The organism is Pseudomonas sp. LB3P81 (genome assembly GCF_054897965.1).
On the sequence record NZ_JBUBVG010000001.1, the window covers coordinates 5,459,449 to 5,475,896 of the forward strand.

Consider the following 16,448-nt stretch of genomic DNA (forward strand, 5'->3'; position numbering starts at 1 on the left):
TCAATCGCAGAATTGCAGGACGTTGGCGCGGCTTTTTTCGCTTGGCGCGGTCTGGTCCTGTTGCAGCCAGAACTGGCATTTCGGATTGGCCCGATTGCGGCTGGTGCTGCGGGCCTGATCCAGTCGTTGCTGCTGCTCGTTCTTGCGCAGGTTCTCTTCGTACTGGTCGAACAGCGGGCTCTGCGGTGGAATGTCCGGTACCGGTTGCGCGACCACGGGTGGTTTCGCCAGTTGCTCTATCGCTTGCCCGACCGGCGCCAATTGCTCGCTGAACAACAGTCGGGAAGCGAGCCAGCAGGTCAGCGCGATGGCGAGGAATCCCAGCCACAATCCGAGGGCAATGCTACCGGTCAGTTGCAGGGCATTGAGCTGAATCGGCAAGGGGCGGCGCGGGTTGGGACGGTAGGGCATGACTGCCTCCTGGCGGGTGATCGCGGGCGAGTGGCGATTGTCGCATGAAGATTAATCGCCGTCGGCTCTTCTGCACGGAGTAATTTATGCGGACAATCGGCGCCTTTGCCAACGGGAGCCTGGAATGCCTGAAATGCCTCAAATGAAAAGCAGCTGGGACATTTTTTGTGCCGTGGTCGACAACTTTGGCGACATCGGCGTGACCTGGCGCCTGGCCCGACAACTGGTCACCGAGCATTCGCTGGAGGTGCGTTTATGGGTCGATGACTTGCGGGCCTTCGAGCGAATCTGTCCGCAGATCGACATTTATGTCGCACAGCAATGGCAGGAAGGTGTCGAAGTCCGGCAATGGCCAACTGACTGGTTGCCCACCGAGGCCGCAGATGTGGTGATCGCCGCATTCGCCTGCCAACTGCCGAGCGCCTACATGGACGCCATGGCCGCGCGGGAAAAGCCGCCACTGTGGATGAACCTCGATTATCTGAGCGCCGAAGATTGGGTCATCGGCTGCCACGGTTTGCCGTCGGTGAAGTACAAAAGCGTGCAGAAGTACTTTTTCTTTCCGGGGTTCCAGAAGGCCACCGGTGGCTTGCTGCGTGAAAGTGGATTGCTTGAGCGACGCCGGCAATTTCAGCAAAGCCCCGAGGCTCAGCGAAAATTCCTGCAAGGGTTAGGGATTGATCGCGCGCCAGGCGCGCAGCTGATCTCGCTGTTTGCCTATGAGAATACCGGTCTGGCGAGTTGGCTGGAGGTGATGGCCGCCGACTCGGCACCCACCCATCTGTTGGTGCCCGAAGGGCGGATTCTCGGTGATGTCGAGCGTTGGCTCGGTGTCGATGGGTTGGCGGCGGGCGCGGTGCATGTGCGCGAGGCCTTGACCGTGCAAGTGCTGCCGTTCGTCCGACAGGATCAATACGATCACTTGCTCTGGTGCTGCGATTTCAACGCCGTGCGCGGCGAAGATTCGTTTGTCCGTGCCCAGTGGGCGGGCCGGCCACTGCTCTGGCACATCTATCGGCAGGACGAAGACATTCACCTGGACAAGCTCGAAGCCTTCCTGACGCTGTACACAAAAGGCTTGTCCGCGCCTGCCCGCGAAGCGATAAGCGGGCTTTGGCGTGCGTGGAATGCCGGGCATGATATGTCCGGTCACTGGCTGACGACCCGCAAACACTGGCCGGAACTGCAAAAACATGCCGAAGCGTGGTGTCTGGAACAAGCCTTGCAGGCAGATCTTGCCGCAGCGCTGGTACAGTTTTACCTAAATTGGATATGATACGCGGCCTAGATTTTTGTAAATCCCATCCAAATTCGGATATTCGCAATGAAAACTGGTAAAGAACTGAAACCCGGTATGGTGATCCGTCTCGAAAACGATCCTTGGCTGGTTCAGAAAGCTGAATTCACCAAGTCGGGTCGTAACAGCGCGATCATGAAGACCAAGCTGAAAAACCTGCTGACCGGTTACAAGACCGAGATCGTTTACAGCGCCGACGACAAACTGGACGACGTAATCCTCGACCGTAAAGAAGCGACCCTGTCCTTCATCAGCGGCGACTCCTACACGTTCATGGACACCACCGACTACACCATGTACGAGCTGAACGCTGAAGACATCGAAGCCGTTCTGCCTTTCGTTGAAGAAGGCATGACCGATGTTTGCGAAGCGATCTTCTTCGAAGAGCGTCTGGTTTCCGTAGAACTGCCGACCACTATCGTGCGTCAGGTTGACTACACCGAAGGTTCCGCTCGCGGCGACACTTCCGGCAAGGTGATGAAGCCTGCCAAACTGAAGAACGGTACCGAGCTGTCGGTTGCTGACTTCATCGAAATCGGCGACATGATCGAGATCGATACCCGCGAAGGCGGTTCCTACAAAGGCCGTGCTAAATAAGCACCGCTTCAGGAATGAAAAAGCCCGACCATTGAGTCGGGCTTTTTTGTGCCATCAAGATCTTTGCTTTAAGCGTTACTTCTTCAAGTGTTGCTTGAGCTCTTCAGACGCTTGCAACATCGCCGAGCGCACCGCCGGCACCTGGCTCACCACATTCAGCAAACCATAATCGTGAATCAGGCCGTTGTAGCGAACCGCCGTGACCGGCACGCCGGCCTCGTCGAGTTTACGGGCGTAGGCTTCACCTTCATCACGCAGCACATCGGCGCCGGCCGTCTGCACCAGTGCAGGTGGCAAGCCTTTGAGTTGGGCAGTGGTCGCCCGCAGTGGCGAAGCGTAGATCTCGTTACGTTGCTTGGCGTCGGTTGTGTAGTTGTCCCAGAACCACTTCATCATGTTTTTGGTGAGGAAGTGCCCCTCGGCAAACTGGTTGTAAGACGCCGTTTCAAAGTTTGCATCGGTCACCGGCCACAACAGCACCTGGAACTTGATCGCCGGAGTGCCTTTGTCTTTGGCCATCAGCGCAACCACAGCCGCCATGTTGCCGCCGACGCTGTTGCCGGCCACGGCCAGACGCTTGCCGTCGACGTTGATTTCTTTACCGTGCTCGGCCACCCATTGGGTCGCGGCATAAGCCTGGTTGATCGCCACCGGGTAATGCGCTTCCGGCGACGGGGTGTAATTGACGAACACCGCCGCAGCACCCGAGCCCGTGACCAGATCCCGAACCAACCGCTCGTGGGTCGGGAAATCCCCGAGCACCCAGCCGCCGCCGTGGAAGAACATGAACACCGGCAGCTCGCCTTTGACCCCGGCCGGCCGGACGATGGTCAGGCTGATCGGTTGGCCGTCGACTTGAATGGTCTTCTGGCTGACGTCCTCTTTTGGCAGCGTCAGTTTCACCCCGGCTTGCGCGCCGACCAAAATGGCCCGGGCATCTTTCGGTGAAAGCTGTTCCATCGGTTTGCCGGTGCCGGCATTCAGTACATCGAGGAACGCCTGGGTGTTGTGTTCAACCCCGTCGCCGGCGAATGCGCTGTGGATGGACAGAGCGAGAAGGGTACCAGTCAAGACTTTGCTGAAAGTGTTCATGTTCGTTTCCTGTTCGGTCTTGGAATCAGTAGTTAGACGGTAACGTGCAGGCGCACATCGACGTTGCCACGGGTGGCGTTGGAGTACGGGCAGACCTGGTGGGCAGCGTCGACCAGGGATTGCGCATCGGCTTGTTCAAGACCTGGCAGGCTGACGTGCAGGTCGATGTCCAGACCGAAACCGCCAGGAATCTGGCCGATGCCGACATGGGCGGTGATCGACGCGTCGTTCGGGATACTGCGTTTGGTCTGGCTGGCGACGAATTTCAGGGCACCGATGAAGCAGGCCGAGTAACCGGCGGCGAACAGTTGTTCAGGGTTGGTTGCAGCGCCGCCAGCACCACCGAGTTCTTTTGGAGTAGCGAGTTTGACGTCGAGGATGTTGTCGCTGGAAACCGCACGACCGTCACGGCCGCCAGTGGAGGTTGCGATTGCGGTGTAGAGAGTTTGCATGGTGTAGGCCTCGTTCGGGTTTGGGTGTTTTGCGCTAAATGTTTGCGCGCTAAGTAAGTGCGAAGTGAATGTATCGCGCTAATATTTTGCGCGCAAGATAAATTTTGAAAAAAGTTTGAGGAGGGTCGAAAAATGCCGGAGCGATTGCTGGAAAGACTGTTGAGTCAGAGCGGTTTAGGCAGGATTTTTGGACGGTGAATTTTTTTCGGGGAGGGGGGCGAACCGGATTCGTGAGAGCACTGCAAAACAAAATGTGGGAGCGGCGGTGCGACGATTCGACTTGCTCGCGAATGCGGTGTGTCAGTCAACATAAACGCTGAATGTCACACCGCCTTCGCGAGCAAGCCCGCTCCCACATTGGACATGTGGTGTTCTTTAGATCAGAGACTATCTTGCAGATTGCTGCGGAGCGCTTGCAGCTCCGCTTGCAGTTTCTGCAGCCTCTCCAGCGTCATGCCGCTGGCGCCGAGGATGCACTGGGGAATACCGCGAGCCTTGTCCCGCAGGGCGCGACCCTGTTCGGTGAGTTCGACAATCACCACCCGCTCATCCTCGCGGCTGCGGGTGCGACTGAGCAAGCCTTCGACTTCCAGGCGTTTGAGCAGTGGCGTCAGTGAGCCGGGATCGGTCAGCAGGCGCGTGCTGATTTCGCCTACGGTCAAACCGTCCTGTTCCCACAACACCATCATCGCCAGGTATTGCGGATAGGTCAGACCCAGCGCTTGCAGCAAAGGCTTGTAGACCTTGGTCATCAGCAGCGAGGTGGAATGCAGGGCGAAGCAGGCCTGATTGTCCAGCAGCAGGTCGTCGCAGTTGTCCCGTGTGTTGCGTTCGGTGTTCATTTTGAAACCTTGATCTGTGATCGTCATGAATCTAGCGGGCGAATGTTTAATGCGCCAGATAATTCTGACCTAGTGCCGGTCGAGGGTGTTTTGCAGCGCCAGATCCCACGGCGGAATCGGGCTGAAACGGGTTTTCAGGTATTCCAGTAGCAAGCGACTGCGGGAATTGGGTTGTTGCTCCAGGCGCAAGGCATAGATACCGGTGGTTTCCGGTACTGGCAGGCCGTTTTCGCAGAAGAGCGGCAGCAGTTCGCCGCGCAACAGGTACTCGCTGGCCAGCCAGGTCGGCAAGTGCGCGATACCCAGCCCGGCCAGCGCACCGCAGACCAGCGCCTCGGCATTGTTAGCGCTCATGCGGATGCGCGCCGGGCGGTGCAGGTGCATTTGCCCATCCCGCTCGAAACGCCAGGCGAAGGGCGGGGCGAGGCCATCCCAGTCGAGGCCGTCGTGTTCAATCAACTGCGCTGGGTCGGTCGGTACGCCACGACGCTTCAGATAGTCGGGGCTGGCGCAGGCGATGCGCACCATGCTCGCCAGCGGTGTGGCCACCAGCCGGGTATCGGCCATTTGCCCGGCGCGCAGCACCAGATCGACCTTGCCCAGGTTCAAACCCTGCATGTCGACAAAACTGTCGATCAGGTGCAGTTGCACGTCGAGGCCGGGGTAGAGCATCAAAAAATCAGCGATCACCGGCGCCAGATGCCGCCGGCCGAACGCGGCGGGCGCGTCGATGCGAATCAGGCCTTCCGGCGCGCTGCTCAGGGACACCGCTTCGGCCCGGGCCAGTTGCAACTCCGCCACGATACGCCGCGCGCGCTCGGCGAACGCCAAACCGGCCGGCGTCGCCCGCACTGCGTGGGTACTGCGGATGAACAACTGGCTGCCGACGGCGTTTTCCAGGCTGTCGATGCGTCGCGCCACTGCCGACGGTGTCAGCGGATGACGGCGGGATGCGGCGGAGAAACTGCCGGTTTCCAGTACATCGAGAAACAGACCCAGTTGGTCGGTCAATTGGTTGGGATTCATGGTGTCGTCAGCACTTGTGCGAAGTTGGCATAGCCATTGTGCGTTGCTGTGCGTTTCCCCGCCAGCTCCGACTGCGTAGGATGAATTGCCTGAGAAGGAGGGAAATCGCCGTGATCGAGTTTTTGATGTACCTGGTGTTCGGCGCTGCCTTGGGAACCCTCGGCGGTCTGTTTGGCATCGGCGGCGGTTTGATCGCCATTCCGCTGCTGGGCGTGTTGTTCGGGCTCGATCAGCAGATCGCCCAGGGCACCGCGTTGGTGATGGTGGTGCCGAATGTCATGCTGGCGCTCTGGCGGTATCAGCAGCGCAACCGAATTCAATGGCGCCATGCGTTGCCGCTCGCCACGATGGGGTTCAGCTTCGCCTGGCTGGGTTCCATCTGGGCGGTGGGCATTGATGCGCAAAGCATGCGCCTGGGATTTGTCGGGTTCCTGATCGCACTGTCGGCCCTCAACCTTGCCCGAATGTTCTCCGCCAGCGCGGCGACTGCTTCGAAGATGAATTACCCCTGGCCATGGCTGGGCGTGCTCGGCGCGGCATCCGGCACCATGGGCGGGGTGTTTGGCGTAGGCGGCGCGGTGGTGGCGACACCTGTGCTGACCAGTGTGTTCGGTACCAGTCAGGTGGTTGCCCAAGGGTTGTCGCTGGCACTGGCATTGCCAAGCACGGGCGTTACGCTGGTGACGTACGCCGCGCACCATCAAGTGGACTGGATGATCGGCGTGCCCTTGGCGATTGGCGGGCTGCTGAGCATCAGTTGGGGCGTGAAGATTGCCCATGCGTTGCCAGAGCGGCTACTGCGTGGCCTGTTCTGCGGTTATCTGGTGCTCTGTGCAGTGACACTCGCCTTTAAAGTTTGAACCCTTCGACGATGTGTTCGGCCAGGCATTCGGTGATCGGCGACGGATTGTGCAGGTTGCGCAGCAGCATGATGCTCGCCTCTGGCAAGATCGGCAGGTCTTCGGTTTCACCGAGAATGCGCATGTCCGAGGTGACCAGGCTTTCCAGTTGCGCGGTCACCGCCAGACCAGCGCTGACCACCGCCATGATCGCCGACAGGCTGTCGCTGTTGTAGGCCACGCGATAATCGCGACCCATGGCATCGAGGGCATTGCAGGCCCATAAGCGGCAGAAGCAATCACTGTTGAACATCGCCAGCGGCAGCGGCGTTTGCTCATGAGCGCTGAAACATTGCGCCTCGGCCCAGACAAAACGTTCCTTGCGCAACAACTGGCCGATCTCGTTGCCCGGTTCTCGGGTGACGATCGTCAGATCCAGATCCTGGCGCAGCAGCAATTGTTTTGATGATTCGCAGTGAACCTCGATCTGGATCAGCGGATACGACTGGGCGAATCGCCGCAGAATCCCCGGCAGAAAACGCATCACGTAATCGTCCGGCGTGCCGATGCGCACCGTGCCGACCATGTGCGGTTCGCGCAACGTATTGAACACCTCACTGTGTAACTTGAGGATGCGTCGGGCGTAACCCAGCAGCACCTGGCCTTCAGCCGTCAGCCGCACCTGCCGGCCATCACGCTGGAACAACTGGCGCTGTAACACGTCCTCTTCCAGCCGCTTCATCTGCATGCTCACGGCGGATTGCGTGCGGTTGACCAATTCTCCGGCGCGGGTAAAACCGCCCTGATCGGCGATGGCGACAAAGGTGCGCAGCACGTCAGTGTCGATACTCGGGTAGGCAGACATTCATCAATCTCCGAGATGTGTTGCATAAGAAACATTCGTTGGATTGATCTTAGCCCCGGCGCGACACTTGAGCCATCCCAAACGGAGGGCAACAAGATGAAAGGTCAAAAAGGTTATGTCGAGGTAGAGAAACATTCCATCCACGTCGTCTCGGATTTGCTGCACAAGATCAGTCGCTGGTACGAATTGCACCGTGAACGCGAGTTGTTGGCGGGCATGAGCGACGAAGCGCTGAAGGACATCGGGCTCAGTCGTGCGGATGTCGAGCATGAAACCGTCCGCCCATTCTGGGATGACCCGATGCACAAATGAGTAACCCACAACTACACAAACCGTCTCCCGGTGAGGTAGGTTGCGAGCAGACAAGGAGATGCTCATGCCCGCAACGCTGTCCTTTTCCATCAAGCAGGCTCGACGCCTGGCGCTGGCCGCCCAAGGGTTCAACGGGCGCCAGCCGCCGGCGGCGATCAAGGCGGTTCAGCTCAATCGGCTGATCGAGCGGCTGGGCATTTTGCAGATCGATTCGGTCAATGCGTTGGTGCGTTCGCACTACCTTCCCTTGTTTTCTCGCCTCGGCAACTACTCATCCGACTTGCTCGACCAGGCTGCCTGGAGTTCGGGCCGTCGACGTACGTTGTTCGAATACTGGGGCCATGAAGCCTCGTTGCTGCCTCTGTCGATGTACCCGTTGATGCGCTGGCGCATGCTGCGCGCGAGCCGTGGCGAAGATATCTATCAGCAACTGGCCCGTTTCGGGCGTGAACAGCAGGACACCATTCGCCGGGTGCTCGGCTCGGTTCGGGAACTTGGCGCGCTGGGTGCCGGGAGTCTGTCGACCCGTCAGGAGCGGGCAGGGCCGTGGTGGGACTGGAGCGCGGAAAAGCATGCGCTGGAATGGCTGTTCGCCGCCGGTGAGGTGACCGTGGCCGGGCGGCGCGGATTCGAGCGGCTTTATGATTTGCCGGAGCGGGTTATTCCCTCGGCGGTGTTGCAGCACCCTTTGCTCTCGGAAGCCGAGGCCCAGCGCGGTCTGTTGCTGCATGCGGCGATTGCCTTGGGTGTGGCGACTGAAAAGGACCTGCGTGACTACTTTCGCTTAAGCCCCATTGATGCGCGTCCGCGTCTGGCGGAACTGGTGGAGGCGGGTGAGTTGCTGACCTGTGACGTGCAGGGTTGGCGGCAACCGGCGTTTTGTCTGCCGGAGCCGAAGGTGCCGCGCAAAGTGGAAGCGAGCGCGTTGCTGTCACCCTTCGATTCGCTGATCTGGGAGCGCAGCCGTACCGAGCGGTTGTTCGATTTTCGCTATCGACTGGAGATTTACACGCCGCCGGACAAGCGGATTTACGGGTATTACGTGCTGCCGTTTTTGCACAACGAACGGATTGCCGCGCGGGTGGATTTGCGGGCCGAGCGGGCATTGAACCGGTTGGCGGTGCACGCAGTACACGAAGAGGAGCCGGGGCTGGATGATGAGGGGATGCTGGCGTTGGCGGTGAATCTGCGGCGGATGGCGGATTGGTTGGGGCTTGAGCAAATGCAGTTGAATTGTCCGCGGGTGAGTGCGGAGCGGTTGAGGGTGGCATTGGCTCATCTGAGCTGACGCCATCGCCGGTAGGAGCTGCCGCAGGCTGCGATCTTTTAGCGGTCCTGAATCAAAACAAAAACAAGATCAAAAGATCGCAGCCTGCGGCAGCTCCTACACTCACCGCCGGACTTGTTTCAAAGTTTCAGCAATGAGGAACGCCAATTCCAGCGACTGATCAGCATTCATCCGCGGATCACAATGGGTGTGATACCGATCCGACAACCCATCCTCGGTAATCGGACGCGCACCACCAATGCACTCGGTGACATTCTGCCCGGTCATCTCGATATGGATGCCACCGGCGTATGTGCCTTCCGCTTCATGAACCTGGAAGAACTGCTTCACCTCGCCGAGGATCTGCGCAAAGTCGCGGGTCTTGTAGCCGCTGCTGGCCTTGATGGTGTTGCCGTGCATCGGGTCGGAACTCCACAGCACTTGTTTGCCTTCACGCTGCACCGCGCGGATCAGCGCCGGCAAGTGATCGCCGACCTTGTTCGCGCCCATCCGTGCGATCAGGTTCAAGCGACCTGGATCGTTGTCCGGGTTGAGCACGTCGATCAGGCGGATCAAATCTTCCGGGTTCATGCTCGGACCGACCTTGACCCCGATCGGGTTGTTCACCCCGCGCAGGAATTCGACGTGAGCACCGTCCAGCTGACGGGTGCGGTCGCCGATCCACAGCATGTGCGCCGAGCAATCGTAGTAGTCGTTGGTCAGGCTGTCGCGACGCACGAAGGCTTCTTCGTAGTTCAGCAGCAGTGCTTCGTGGGCGGTGAAGAAACTGGTTTCGCGCAGTTGCGGCGAACTGTCCATGCCGCAGGCACGCATGAACGCCAGGGTTTCATCGATGCGATCGGCGAGGTGGCTGTACTTCTCGGCCAGCGCCGAGTTGGCGATGAAGTCCAGGTTCCACTTGTGCACTTGGTGCAGGTCGGCAAAACCGCCTTGGGCGAAGGCACGCAACAGGTTCAGGGTGGCGGTGGACTGGTGGTAGGACTGGAGCAGACGCTCCGGGTCCGGCACGCGGCTTTTTTCGTCGAAACCGATGCCGTTGACGATGTCGCCCCGGTAGGCCGGCAGGGTCACGCCGTCAATGGTCTCATCGTTGGCCGAGCGCGGTTTGGCGAACTGACCGGCCATGCGCCCAACCTTGACCACCGGGCAACCGGCGGCGAAGGTCATGACGATCGCCATCTGCAGCAGCACCTTGAAGGTGTCGCGGATTTTCGCGGCGGAGAACTCGGCGAAGCTTTCGGCGCAGTCGCCGCCCTGCAACAGAAACGCGCGACCCTGGGTGACTTCGGCAAACTGACGTCGCAACTCCCGGGCTTCACCGGCAAACACCAGTGGCGGGTAGCTGGCCAGGGTTTGCTCGACGTGCAGCAAATGCGCCGCGTCGGGGTAATGGGGTTGTTGCTGGATCGGCAGGGCGCGCCAGCTGTCAGGGCTCCAGGGTTGGCTCATCACGTTCTCGGTTGTTTTACGCTCGGACGTTCATATTATCAGCAAATTAGTGCGTGACCTGTTCCCGTCGCTTCGCGGACAATCGCGCCTTTGCCGCTTCATGTTGCGGTGTACTACGTTGCCGGCCCGGTAACGATCAGGAGACGAAATGACTGAGGAGCGCGTCGAGCATCTGCTCGCCGAGGTACAGGACGAGTTCGGCGTGATTCGTGTGCTGGAAGTGGCCGATTACCGGTTTCTCGAGTTCGGTGATGCCATCGAACAGAGCTGTGTGTTCACCGCTGATCCGAGCTGGCTCGAATACGATTACACCCGGGCGATGCTGATTGGTGCGTTGTGCCACGAGCAACCGGAAAGCGCGCTGTTCCTCGGCCTCGGTGCCGGCACGTTGACCCAGGCCTGCCTGAAGTTCCTGCCGCTGGAAGATGTCGAGGCCATCGAACTGCGCCCCGACGTGCCGCGTCTGGCGATTGAATACCTTGGGCTGGATGACGATCCTCGGCTGTACATCCGGGTTGGCGATGCGCTGGAACTGCTCGATACCGCCGAGCCGGCGGACCTGATTTTCGTCGACCTCTATACCGATGTCGGGCCGGGTGTCGGGCACCTGGCCTGGAATTTTCTGGAAAACTGTCAAAAACGCCTGAATCCCGGTGGCTGGCTGGTCATCAACCAGTGGGCCACCGACGATGGCAAGCCGCTGGGCGCGGCGTTGTTGCGTGGGCTTTACCACCGGCATTACTGGGAGCTGCCGGTGAAGGAGGGCAATGTGATTCTGATCGTGCCTTCGGACCTGGATCAGGACCTGGACATGGATGGGTTGGTTGCTCGGGCTGAAGGTTTGGCGCCGCAGTTGGGGTATTCGTTGCAGTCGTTGATCAAAGCGATTCGCCCGGCGACCTGATGTAATGAGGTCACCTGTGGCGAGGGAGCTTGCTCCCGCTTGAGTGCGCAGCACTCACAAAATCTCTTGGTAGTCGGGATTTTTGGGGCCGCTTCGCAGCCCAGCGGGAGCAAGCTCCCTCGCCACAGAAGCCGGCTTGTCAGCAGCCTTTGAAGACACCCGGCCGTTTTTCGATCATCGAGCGCACACCCTCTTTGGCATCCTCACTCGCCAACAACTTCTTCACCAGCATAGGCAATCCCTGCGCCGCCGCGGTTTCCCCTTCATAACGCGCCTGCCGCGCCGACATCAACGTCGCCTGAACCCCCAGCGGTGCCTGCCGGGCAATCCGCTCCGCCAGCTCAATCGCCCGGGGCAGCAAATCCTCGCTGGCCATGACTTCCTGTACCAGACCCAGGTGCAGCGCATCATGGGCATCGAATTCATCGCCGGTCAGCAGCCAGCGCATGGCATTGCCCCAGCCTGCCACCTGATGCAGGCGCAACGTCGCGCCGCCAAACGGGAAGATTCCCCGCTGTACTTCTTTCTGGGCGAATCGGGTGTTGCTCGCGCAAAGGTTAATGTCGGCCGCCAGCATCAGCTCGATGCCAATGGTCAGGCAGTAGCCTTGCGCGGCGACGATCACCGGTTTACTGACTCTGGGACCTGCAAACACGCCCCACGGATCGCACCCCCCGGGCGGCGCTTGCCAGCCTTCCGCCAGCGCCGAGCTGGCGCTGACCAGGTCGAGCCCGGCGGTGAAATGCTCGCCATGGCCGAACACCACCGCCACCCGCGCCTCGCTGTCGGCTTCGAATTCGCCGTAGGCCAGGCTGAGGGCATTGAACAGGTCGAGATCGAAGGCGTTGCGCTTGGCCACCCGATCCAGGCCGATCAACAGGACATGGCCGTGCCGTTCTCGGCTTACACGGCTGGTAACGGGTTGATTCATCAAGGAATTCCTCGGGTGGGAAGGGTGTTTGAGGCCGTGGGTCTGCGTCACCAGAGTGAACCGTTTTAGCGTCATCGTCAGCAGGGCCGGGCCTTTGAAAAATAGACGGCTGTTCGATTCTCCGCAAAGCCTGTGACACAACGGTGTATGCGTCAGATTTCCGACAAATAATGCTCCCTTATTTGGCGAATTCCGGTATAGTGCGCGCCGGCCTTTAACCGGGCCGCGTTTAGGTAGCGCAATTCCCCGAAGCCAGCTTCGGCTGCACGTCCGCACAGCGGACTCTCCCTTGACGAATCTTTTTCATTCATTCGTTTTCGCAAATCCCCGCCGACAAAGCAGCCAGGGCGACTCTTGAGTCTTACACGGCATGCGCAGCTTTGGAGCATGGGTCTTTGCGGATGCACTTAGAGGCAGACCCATGACCCAGGAAACCGGCGGCTTCGCCGCTTTTAATCTTAATCCGAATATTCTTGCAGCCGTCATCGCGACTGGCTACGAAGAGCCTTCGGCTATTCAGCAGCAATCGATCCCGATCATCATGGCCGGCCAGGACATGATTGGCCAGGCGCAAACCGGTACGGGTAAAACCGCTGCGTTCGCCCTGCCTATCCTGCATTGCATCGATCCTGCCAAGCGCGAGCCGCAAGCCCTGATCCTGGCGCCAACCCGTGAGTTGGCGCTGCAAGTAGCAACCGCTTTCGAAACCTACGCCAAGCAAATGCCAGGCGTTACCGTTGTGGCCGTTTACGGCGGCGCGCCTATGGGCCCACAACTGAAAGCAATCCGTAACGGCGCACAGATCGTTGTCGCCACCCCGGGCCGTCTGTGTGACCACCTGCGTCGCGACGAAAAAGTCCTGTCGACCGTGAACCACCTGGTTCTCGACGAAGCTGACGAAATGCTCAAGCTGGGCTTCATGGACGACCTGGAAGTCATCTTCAAGGCTCTGCCAGCGACCCGTCAGACCGTACTGTTCTCGGCCACCCTGCCACAGTCGATCCGTGCCATTGCCGAACGCCACCTGCGCGATCCGCAACACGTGAAGATCCAGACCAAGACTCAGACCGTTACCGCGATCGAACAGGCTCACCTGTTGGTTCACGCTGACCAGAAGACCTCGGCTGTATTGAGCCTGCTGGAAGTCGAAGACTTCGACGCCCTGATCATGTTCGTGCGCACCAAGCAAGCGACCCTGGACCTGGCCAGTGCCCTGGAAGCCAAAGGTTACAAAGCCGCTGCGCTGAACGGTGACATTGCCCAGAACCAACGTGAGCGCGTGATCGACTCCCTCAAGGATGGCCGTCTGGACATCGTTGTGGCGACCGACGTTGCCGCTCGTGGCCTGGACGTTCCGCGCATCACTCACGTGTTCAACGTTGACATGCCGTACGATCCGGAATCCTACGTTCACCGTATCGGCCGTACCGGCCGTGCTGGTCGCGAAGGTCGTGCGCTGCTGCTGGTGACTCCGCGTGAGCGCCGCATGCTGCAAGTGATCGAGCGTGTAACCGGTCAGAAAGTTGCCGAAGTTCGCCTGCCGGACGCTCAGGCTGTTCTCGATGCCCGCATCAAGAAACTGACCAACAGCCTGTCGCCGCTGGTTGGCGATGCCGAGTCGACTCACGGTGATCTGCTGGATCGCCTGACCGCCGACATCGGTTGCACGCCGCGTGCCCTGGCTGCTGCTCTGCTGCGCAAGGCAACCAATGCTCAGGCGCTGACCCTGGCTGCGATCGAGAAAGAACGTCCACTGGTGCCGAACAACGCACCGCGTGGCGATCGTCCAGAGCGTTCCGGTGATCGTCCGGACCGTGGTGATCGTGAGCGTCGCGCTCCGGTTCCATTGGCCGAAGGCCGTGCCCGTTGCCGTACCGCGCTGGGCGCGCGTGATGGTATCGCTGCGAAAAACCTGCTGGGCGCCATCCTCAACGAAGGTGGTCTGGCTCGCGAAGCGATCGGTCGCATCCAGGTGCGTGACAGCTTCAGCCTCGTCGAGCTGCCGGAAGATGGTCTGGAGCGTCTGCTGACCAAACTGAAGGACACTCGCGTTGCCGGTAAGCAGTTGAAGCTGCGTCGCTATCGCGAAGATTGATCCGCTCTCGGGCTGATTGATCGAACATAAAAAATCCCCGACTGGTTCGGGGATTTTTTTGCCTGCGTTTTTGGTGCAACTCTGCGTTTGACGACCACTAATGAAATGGCTACCCCCACCGCCCCCTGTGATCGCCCACTAACCTTCACAGGGGGCTCATCGGAGATCATTGCCATGAACAACGTAGCTATCGCCGCCATCGACCTGGGAAAACATACCTTTCACCTGCATGCGCAAGATGATCGCGGCCATGAGCTTTACCGTAAAAAATTTACGCGGGTGGCGCTCACGCAGCACCTCGCAAATCTCGCGCCCTGCACCGTCGTGATGGAAGCCTGTGGCGGCGCCCACTTCATGGCGCAAGAGGTCGCCAGGCTCGGGCATACACCCAAGCTCATTGCCCCTCATCTGGTGCGTCCTTACGTAAAAAGCAACAAAAACGACTTCGCTGATGCCGAAGCGATCTGCGAGGCGGCGACCCGGCCCACGATGCGTTTTGTACCACCCAAAACCCAAGCCCAGCAGGCGCTGGCCATGGCCAATTCGCTACGTGAGTCGTTCATTAAAGACCGCACGGCGACCGTCAATCGGATTCACGCCGCCCTGCTGGAGGTGGGCGTCAGTCTCGCCGCCGGCTTCAAAGCCATCAAAGAGCTTCCAGCGTTGCTTGAGGTGAGTTCATTTTCTGAACGCATCAAGAAAAATCTGATGCTGCTGCATGGGCACTTCAATTACCTGGATGGGCAGGTCAAAGCGCTGGATAAAGACGTGGAATGCCAGGCCGCTGAAGATGATCTGGCGGCGCGTTTGATGACCATGCCGTGTGTCGGCCCGATCACCTCCAGCGCCCTGGCTGCCGAGCTCGGTGATGGCAAGCAGTTCAAATGCGGGCGCGGCTATGCGGCCTCCATCGGATTGGTGCCCAAACAACATTCCACGGGCGACAAAACCGTGCTGCTGGGTATCAGCAAACGTGGCGATCGAAACCAGCGACGCCTGCTCATCCAGTGCGCCCGCGTGTACTTGATACAGCTGGATCGACAAAAAGGCGCTTTGGCGGACTGGGTCCGCCAGCTCTTGGCGTCCCGCCATCACTCCAACCTTGTGGTCTGTGCGTTGGCCAACAAGCTGGCCCGAATCGCTTGGGCGATTGCAGCCCACCACACTGAATTCGATGCGGGGCCAGCCGCGATGAACGCCTGACCCCGCTGTCACCCGAGCACCACCCACCTGGTTTTGCGATGCTGGATAACTGATGACGTGAACGGCCAACCGGCCTGACGACAACCCTGGGCTCCTACACGGCTGAAAGGCCGTTCCACTAATTAGGGTCGTTGGGCATCGATTCTCATCGAGGCGCGGGGACACCCCCCCACTCAGACGCCGGATAGATGAAAGCAAGCCAAACACGTATCAAAAACAGTATTGCAGAAAAGGGGGTAACCATAGATGTAGGAGCGAGCTTGCTCGCGAAAAACGCCAAGGCACCGCGTTTATTCAGGCCGCATACGTAATCGTTGGCGTCCATCGCGAGCAAGCTCGCTCCTACAAAGAGCGGGGTTATTCCACGACTGGACCTCCGCCCGCCGTCACCACTTGCACGCTCATGCGTGGTGTCGCCAGATCGAGCCCGGCTTCGTCCATGTGCCGTTTCAGGGACAGGTTGAACGCCCGGGAAACCTCCCATTGCTTGATCGGCGCGGTCTTGAATCGGGCCCGAAGAATCGCGTTGCCGGACTCGAAACTCTCGACCCCTTGTATCTCCAGTGGCGACCAGATATTGCGCCGTTGCAGCGGATCGGTGCGCATCTTCTGGCCGACGTCACGCATCAGTTTGATCGCGTTATCAATGTCCATGTTCGAGGGGATCGCCACCCGGAAGATCGCGTAGCCGAACTCCCGCGAGTAGTTCTTGATGCTTTTGATCTCGCTGAACGGAATCGTGTGGACGATGCCGTCGATGTCCCGCAGGCGCACAGTGCGAATGGTCAGGCCTTCGGCGGTGCCGAGGGTTCTTGCGCCTCTGGCTGGGTTTTCGCTGAGCCGTT

The 16,448-nt window shown here is 59.7% G+C and carries 16 protein-coding genes and 1 pseudogene; 8 read left to right on the plus strand and 9 right to left on the minus strand.

The window, feature by feature from the left end; all coding sequences use genetic code 11:
- Complete coding sequence (locus tag ACYZTL_RS25355) at positions 1-411, minus strand: hypothetical protein (RefSeq protein ID WP_461954034.1); 411 nt, start codon at positions 409-411, stop codon at positions 1-3.
- Positions 412-544: 133 nt separating this feature from the next.
- Between ACYZTL_RS25355 and earP the strand changes: the two genes are divergently transcribed.
- Positions 545-1,687, plus strand: coding sequence for an elongation factor P maturation arginine rhamnosyltransferase EarP (earP, locus tag ACYZTL_RS25360; RefSeq protein WP_461954035.1), 1,143 nt, complete (start codon positions 545-547; stop codon positions 1,685-1,687).
- Between the two features lie 48 nt (positions 1,688-1,735).
- Positions 1,736-2,305 carry an elongation factor P gene (locus tag ACYZTL_RS25365; RefSeq protein ID WP_007899917.1) on the plus strand — a complete coding sequence of 190 codons (570 nt, stop codon included), beginning with the start codon at positions 1,736-1,738 and terminating at the stop codon, positions 2,303-2,305.
- A 75-nt stretch (positions 2,306-2,380) separates the two neighbouring features.
- On the opposite strand, the gene ACYZTL_RS25370 is transcribed toward ACYZTL_RS25365, so the two are convergent.
- The 4 genes from ACYZTL_RS25370 to ACYZTL_RS25385 all read right to left on the minus strand — a co-directional run bounded on the left by ACYZTL_RS25370 (position 2,381) and on the right by ACYZTL_RS25385 (position 5,717).
- Positions 2,381-3,397 carry an alpha/beta hydrolase gene (locus ACYZTL_RS25370; protein ID WP_461954036.1) on the minus strand — a complete coding sequence of 339 codons (1,017 nt, stop codon included), beginning with the start codon at positions 3,395-3,397 and terminating at the stop codon, positions 2,381-2,383.
- Positions 3,398-3,429: 32 nt separating this feature from the next.
- A complete protein-coding gene (locus ACYZTL_RS25375) occupies positions 3,430-3,849 on the minus strand; it encodes an organic hydroperoxide resistance protein (RefSeq protein ID WP_214377271.1) in 420 nt (139 codons plus the stop codon).
- A gap of 380 nt (positions 3,850-4,229) precedes the next feature.
- Positions 4,230-4,691, minus strand: coding sequence for a MarR family winged helix-turn-helix transcriptional regulator (locus ACYZTL_RS25380; RefSeq protein ID WP_461954037.1), 462 nt, complete (start codon positions 4,689-4,691; stop codon positions 4,230-4,232).
- Between the two features lie 69 nt (positions 4,692-4,760).
- Complete coding sequence (locus ACYZTL_RS25385) at positions 4,761-5,717, minus strand: LysR family transcriptional regulator (protein WP_461954038.1); 957 nt, start codon at positions 5,715-5,717, stop codon at positions 4,761-4,763.
- A gap of 110 nt (positions 5,718-5,827) precedes the next feature.
- On the opposite strand from ACYZTL_RS25385, the gene ACYZTL_RS25390 reads away from it, so the two are divergent.
- On the plus strand, positions 5,828-6,577 hold the full coding sequence (locus ACYZTL_RS25390) for a sulfite exporter TauE/SafE family protein (protein WP_461954039.1): 750 nt from the start codon (positions 5,828-5,830) through the stop codon (positions 6,575-6,577).
- Here the strand turns inward: ACYZTL_RS25390 and ACYZTL_RS25395 are convergent.
- Positions 6,567-7,421, minus strand: a complete 855-nt coding sequence (locus ACYZTL_RS25395) for a LysR substrate-binding domain-containing protein (protein WP_461954040.1) — start codon at positions 7,419-7,421, stop codon at positions 6,567-6,569. The genes ACYZTL_RS25390 and ACYZTL_RS25395 overlap by 11 nt on opposite strands.
- Positions 7,422-7,517: 96 nt before the next feature.
- Between ACYZTL_RS25395 and ACYZTL_RS25400 the strand changes: the two genes are divergently transcribed.
- Positions 7,518-7,733, plus strand: coding sequence for a DUF1127 domain-containing protein (locus ACYZTL_RS25400; RefSeq protein ID WP_008031420.1), 216 nt, complete (start codon positions 7,518-7,520; stop codon positions 7,731-7,733).
- Between the two features lie 64 nt (positions 7,734-7,797).
- On the plus strand, positions 7,798-9,021 hold the full coding sequence (locus tag ACYZTL_RS25405) for a winged helix-turn-helix domain-containing protein (RefSeq protein ID WP_461954041.1): 1,224 nt from the start codon (positions 7,798-7,800) through the stop codon (positions 9,019-9,021).
- Positions 9,022-9,123: 102 nt separating this feature from the next.
- Here ACYZTL_RS25405 and ACYZTL_RS25410 read toward each other — a convergent pair whose 3' ends face one another.
- The gene (locus ACYZTL_RS25410) at positions 9,124-10,470 is read right to left on the minus strand and encodes a class II 3-deoxy-7-phosphoheptulonate synthase (protein ID WP_461954042.1); all 1,347 of its coding nucleotides are present in this window, start codon (positions 10,468-10,470) and stop codon (positions 9,124-9,126) included.
- A 148-nt stretch (positions 10,471-10,618) separates the two neighbouring features.
- Between ACYZTL_RS25410 and ACYZTL_RS25415 the strand changes: the two genes are divergently transcribed.
- Positions 10,619-11,374, plus strand: coding sequence for a spermidine synthase (locus ACYZTL_RS25415; RefSeq protein WP_461954043.1), 756 nt, complete (start codon positions 10,619-10,621; stop codon positions 11,372-11,374).
- Positions 11,375-11,513: 139 nt separating this feature from the next.
- Here the strand turns inward: ACYZTL_RS25415 and ACYZTL_RS25420 are convergent, their stop codons facing one another.
- Positions 11,514-12,305 (minus strand): crotonase/enoyl-CoA hydratase family protein, encoded by a 792-nt coding sequence (locus ACYZTL_RS25420; protein ID WP_461954044.1) that lies wholly within the window; start codon positions 12,303-12,305, stop codon positions 11,514-11,516.
- 421 nt (positions 12,306-12,726) lie between these two features.
- On the opposite strand from ACYZTL_RS25420, the gene ACYZTL_RS25425 reads away from it, so the two are divergent.
- Both ACYZTL_RS25425 and ACYZTL_RS25430 read left to right on the plus strand, forming a co-directional pair.
- Positions 12,727-14,400 (plus strand): DEAD/DEAH box helicase, encoded by a 1,674-nt coding sequence (locus ACYZTL_RS25425; protein WP_461954045.1) that lies wholly within the window; start codon positions 12,727-12,729, stop codon positions 14,398-14,400.
- 174 nt (positions 14,401-14,574) lie between these two features.
- Positions 14,575-15,603 carry an IS110 family RNA-guided transposase gene (locus tag ACYZTL_RS25430; RefSeq protein WP_461950982.1) on the plus strand — a complete coding sequence of 343 codons (1,029 nt, stop codon included), beginning with the start codon at positions 14,575-14,577 and terminating at the stop codon, positions 15,601-15,603.
- 357 nt (positions 15,604-15,960) lie between these two features.
- On the opposite strand, the pseudogene ACYZTL_RS25435 reads toward ACYZTL_RS25430, so the two are convergent.
- Positions 15,961-16,410 (minus strand): annotated as a pseudogene (locus tag ACYZTL_RS25435) (mechanosensitive ion channel family protein); the annotation flags it as partial.
- Between the last annotated feature and the right edge of the window lie 38 nt (positions 16,411-16,448).

What these genes read in the sequence shown, in the direction of transcription:
- ACYZTL_RS25355 (WP_461954034.1), bottom strand. Translation starts at nt 411, where the DNA reads ATGCCCTACCGTCCCAACCCGCGCCGCCCCTTGCCGATTCAGCTCAAT.
- earP (WP_461954035.1), top strand. Translation starts at nt 545, where the DNA reads ATGCCTCAAATGAAAAGCAGCTGGGACATTTTTTGTGCCGTGGTCGAC.
- ACYZTL_RS25365 (WP_007899917.1), top strand. Translation starts at nt 1,736, where the DNA reads ATGAAAACTGGTAAAGAACTGAAACCCGGTATGGTGATCCGTCTCGAA.
- ACYZTL_RS25370 (WP_461954036.1), bottom strand. Translation starts at nt 3,397, where the DNA reads ATGAACACTTTCAGCAAAGTCTTGACTGGTACCCTTCTCGCTCTGTCC.
- ACYZTL_RS25375 (WP_214377271.1), bottom strand. Translation starts at nt 3,849, where the DNA reads ATGCAAACTCTCTACACCGCAATCGCAACCTCCACTGGCGGCCGTGAC.
- ACYZTL_RS25380 (WP_461954037.1), bottom strand. Translation starts at nt 4,691, where the DNA reads ATGAACACCGAACGCAACACACGGGACAACTGCGACGACCTGCTGCTG.
- ACYZTL_RS25385 (WP_461954038.1), bottom strand. Translation starts at nt 5,717, where the DNA reads ATGAATCCCAACCAATTGACCGACCAACTGGGTCTGTTTCTCGATGTA.
- ACYZTL_RS25395 (WP_461954040.1), bottom strand. Translation starts at nt 7,421, where the DNA reads ATGTCTGCCTACCCGAGTATCGACACTGACGTGCTGCGCACCTTTGTC.
- ACYZTL_RS25400 (WP_008031420.1), top strand. Translation starts at nt 7,518, where the DNA reads ATGAAAGGTCAAAAAGGTTATGTCGAGGTAGAGAAACATTCCATCCAC.
- ACYZTL_RS25405 (WP_461954041.1), top strand. Translation starts at nt 7,798, where the DNA reads ATGCCCGCAACGCTGTCCTTTTCCATCAAGCAGGCTCGACGCCTGGCG.
- ACYZTL_RS25410 (WP_461954042.1), bottom strand. Translation starts at nt 10,470, where the DNA reads ATGAGCCAACCCTGGAGCCCTGACAGCTGGCGCGCCCTGCCGATCCAG.
- ACYZTL_RS25415 (WP_461954043.1), top strand. Translation starts at nt 10,619, where the DNA reads ATGACTGAGGAGCGCGTCGAGCATCTGCTCGCCGAGGTACAGGACGAG.
- ACYZTL_RS25420 (WP_461954044.1), bottom strand. Translation starts at nt 12,305, where the DNA reads ATGAATCAACCCGTTACCAGCCGTGTAAGCCGAGAACGGCACGGCCAT.
- ACYZTL_RS25425 (WP_461954045.1), top strand. Translation starts at nt 12,727, where the DNA reads ATGACCCAGGAAACCGGCGGCTTCGCCGCTTTTAATCTTAATCCGAAT.
- ACYZTL_RS25430 (WP_461950982.1), top strand. Translation starts at nt 14,575, where the DNA reads ATGAACAACGTAGCTATCGCCGCCATCGACCTGGGAAAACATACCTTT.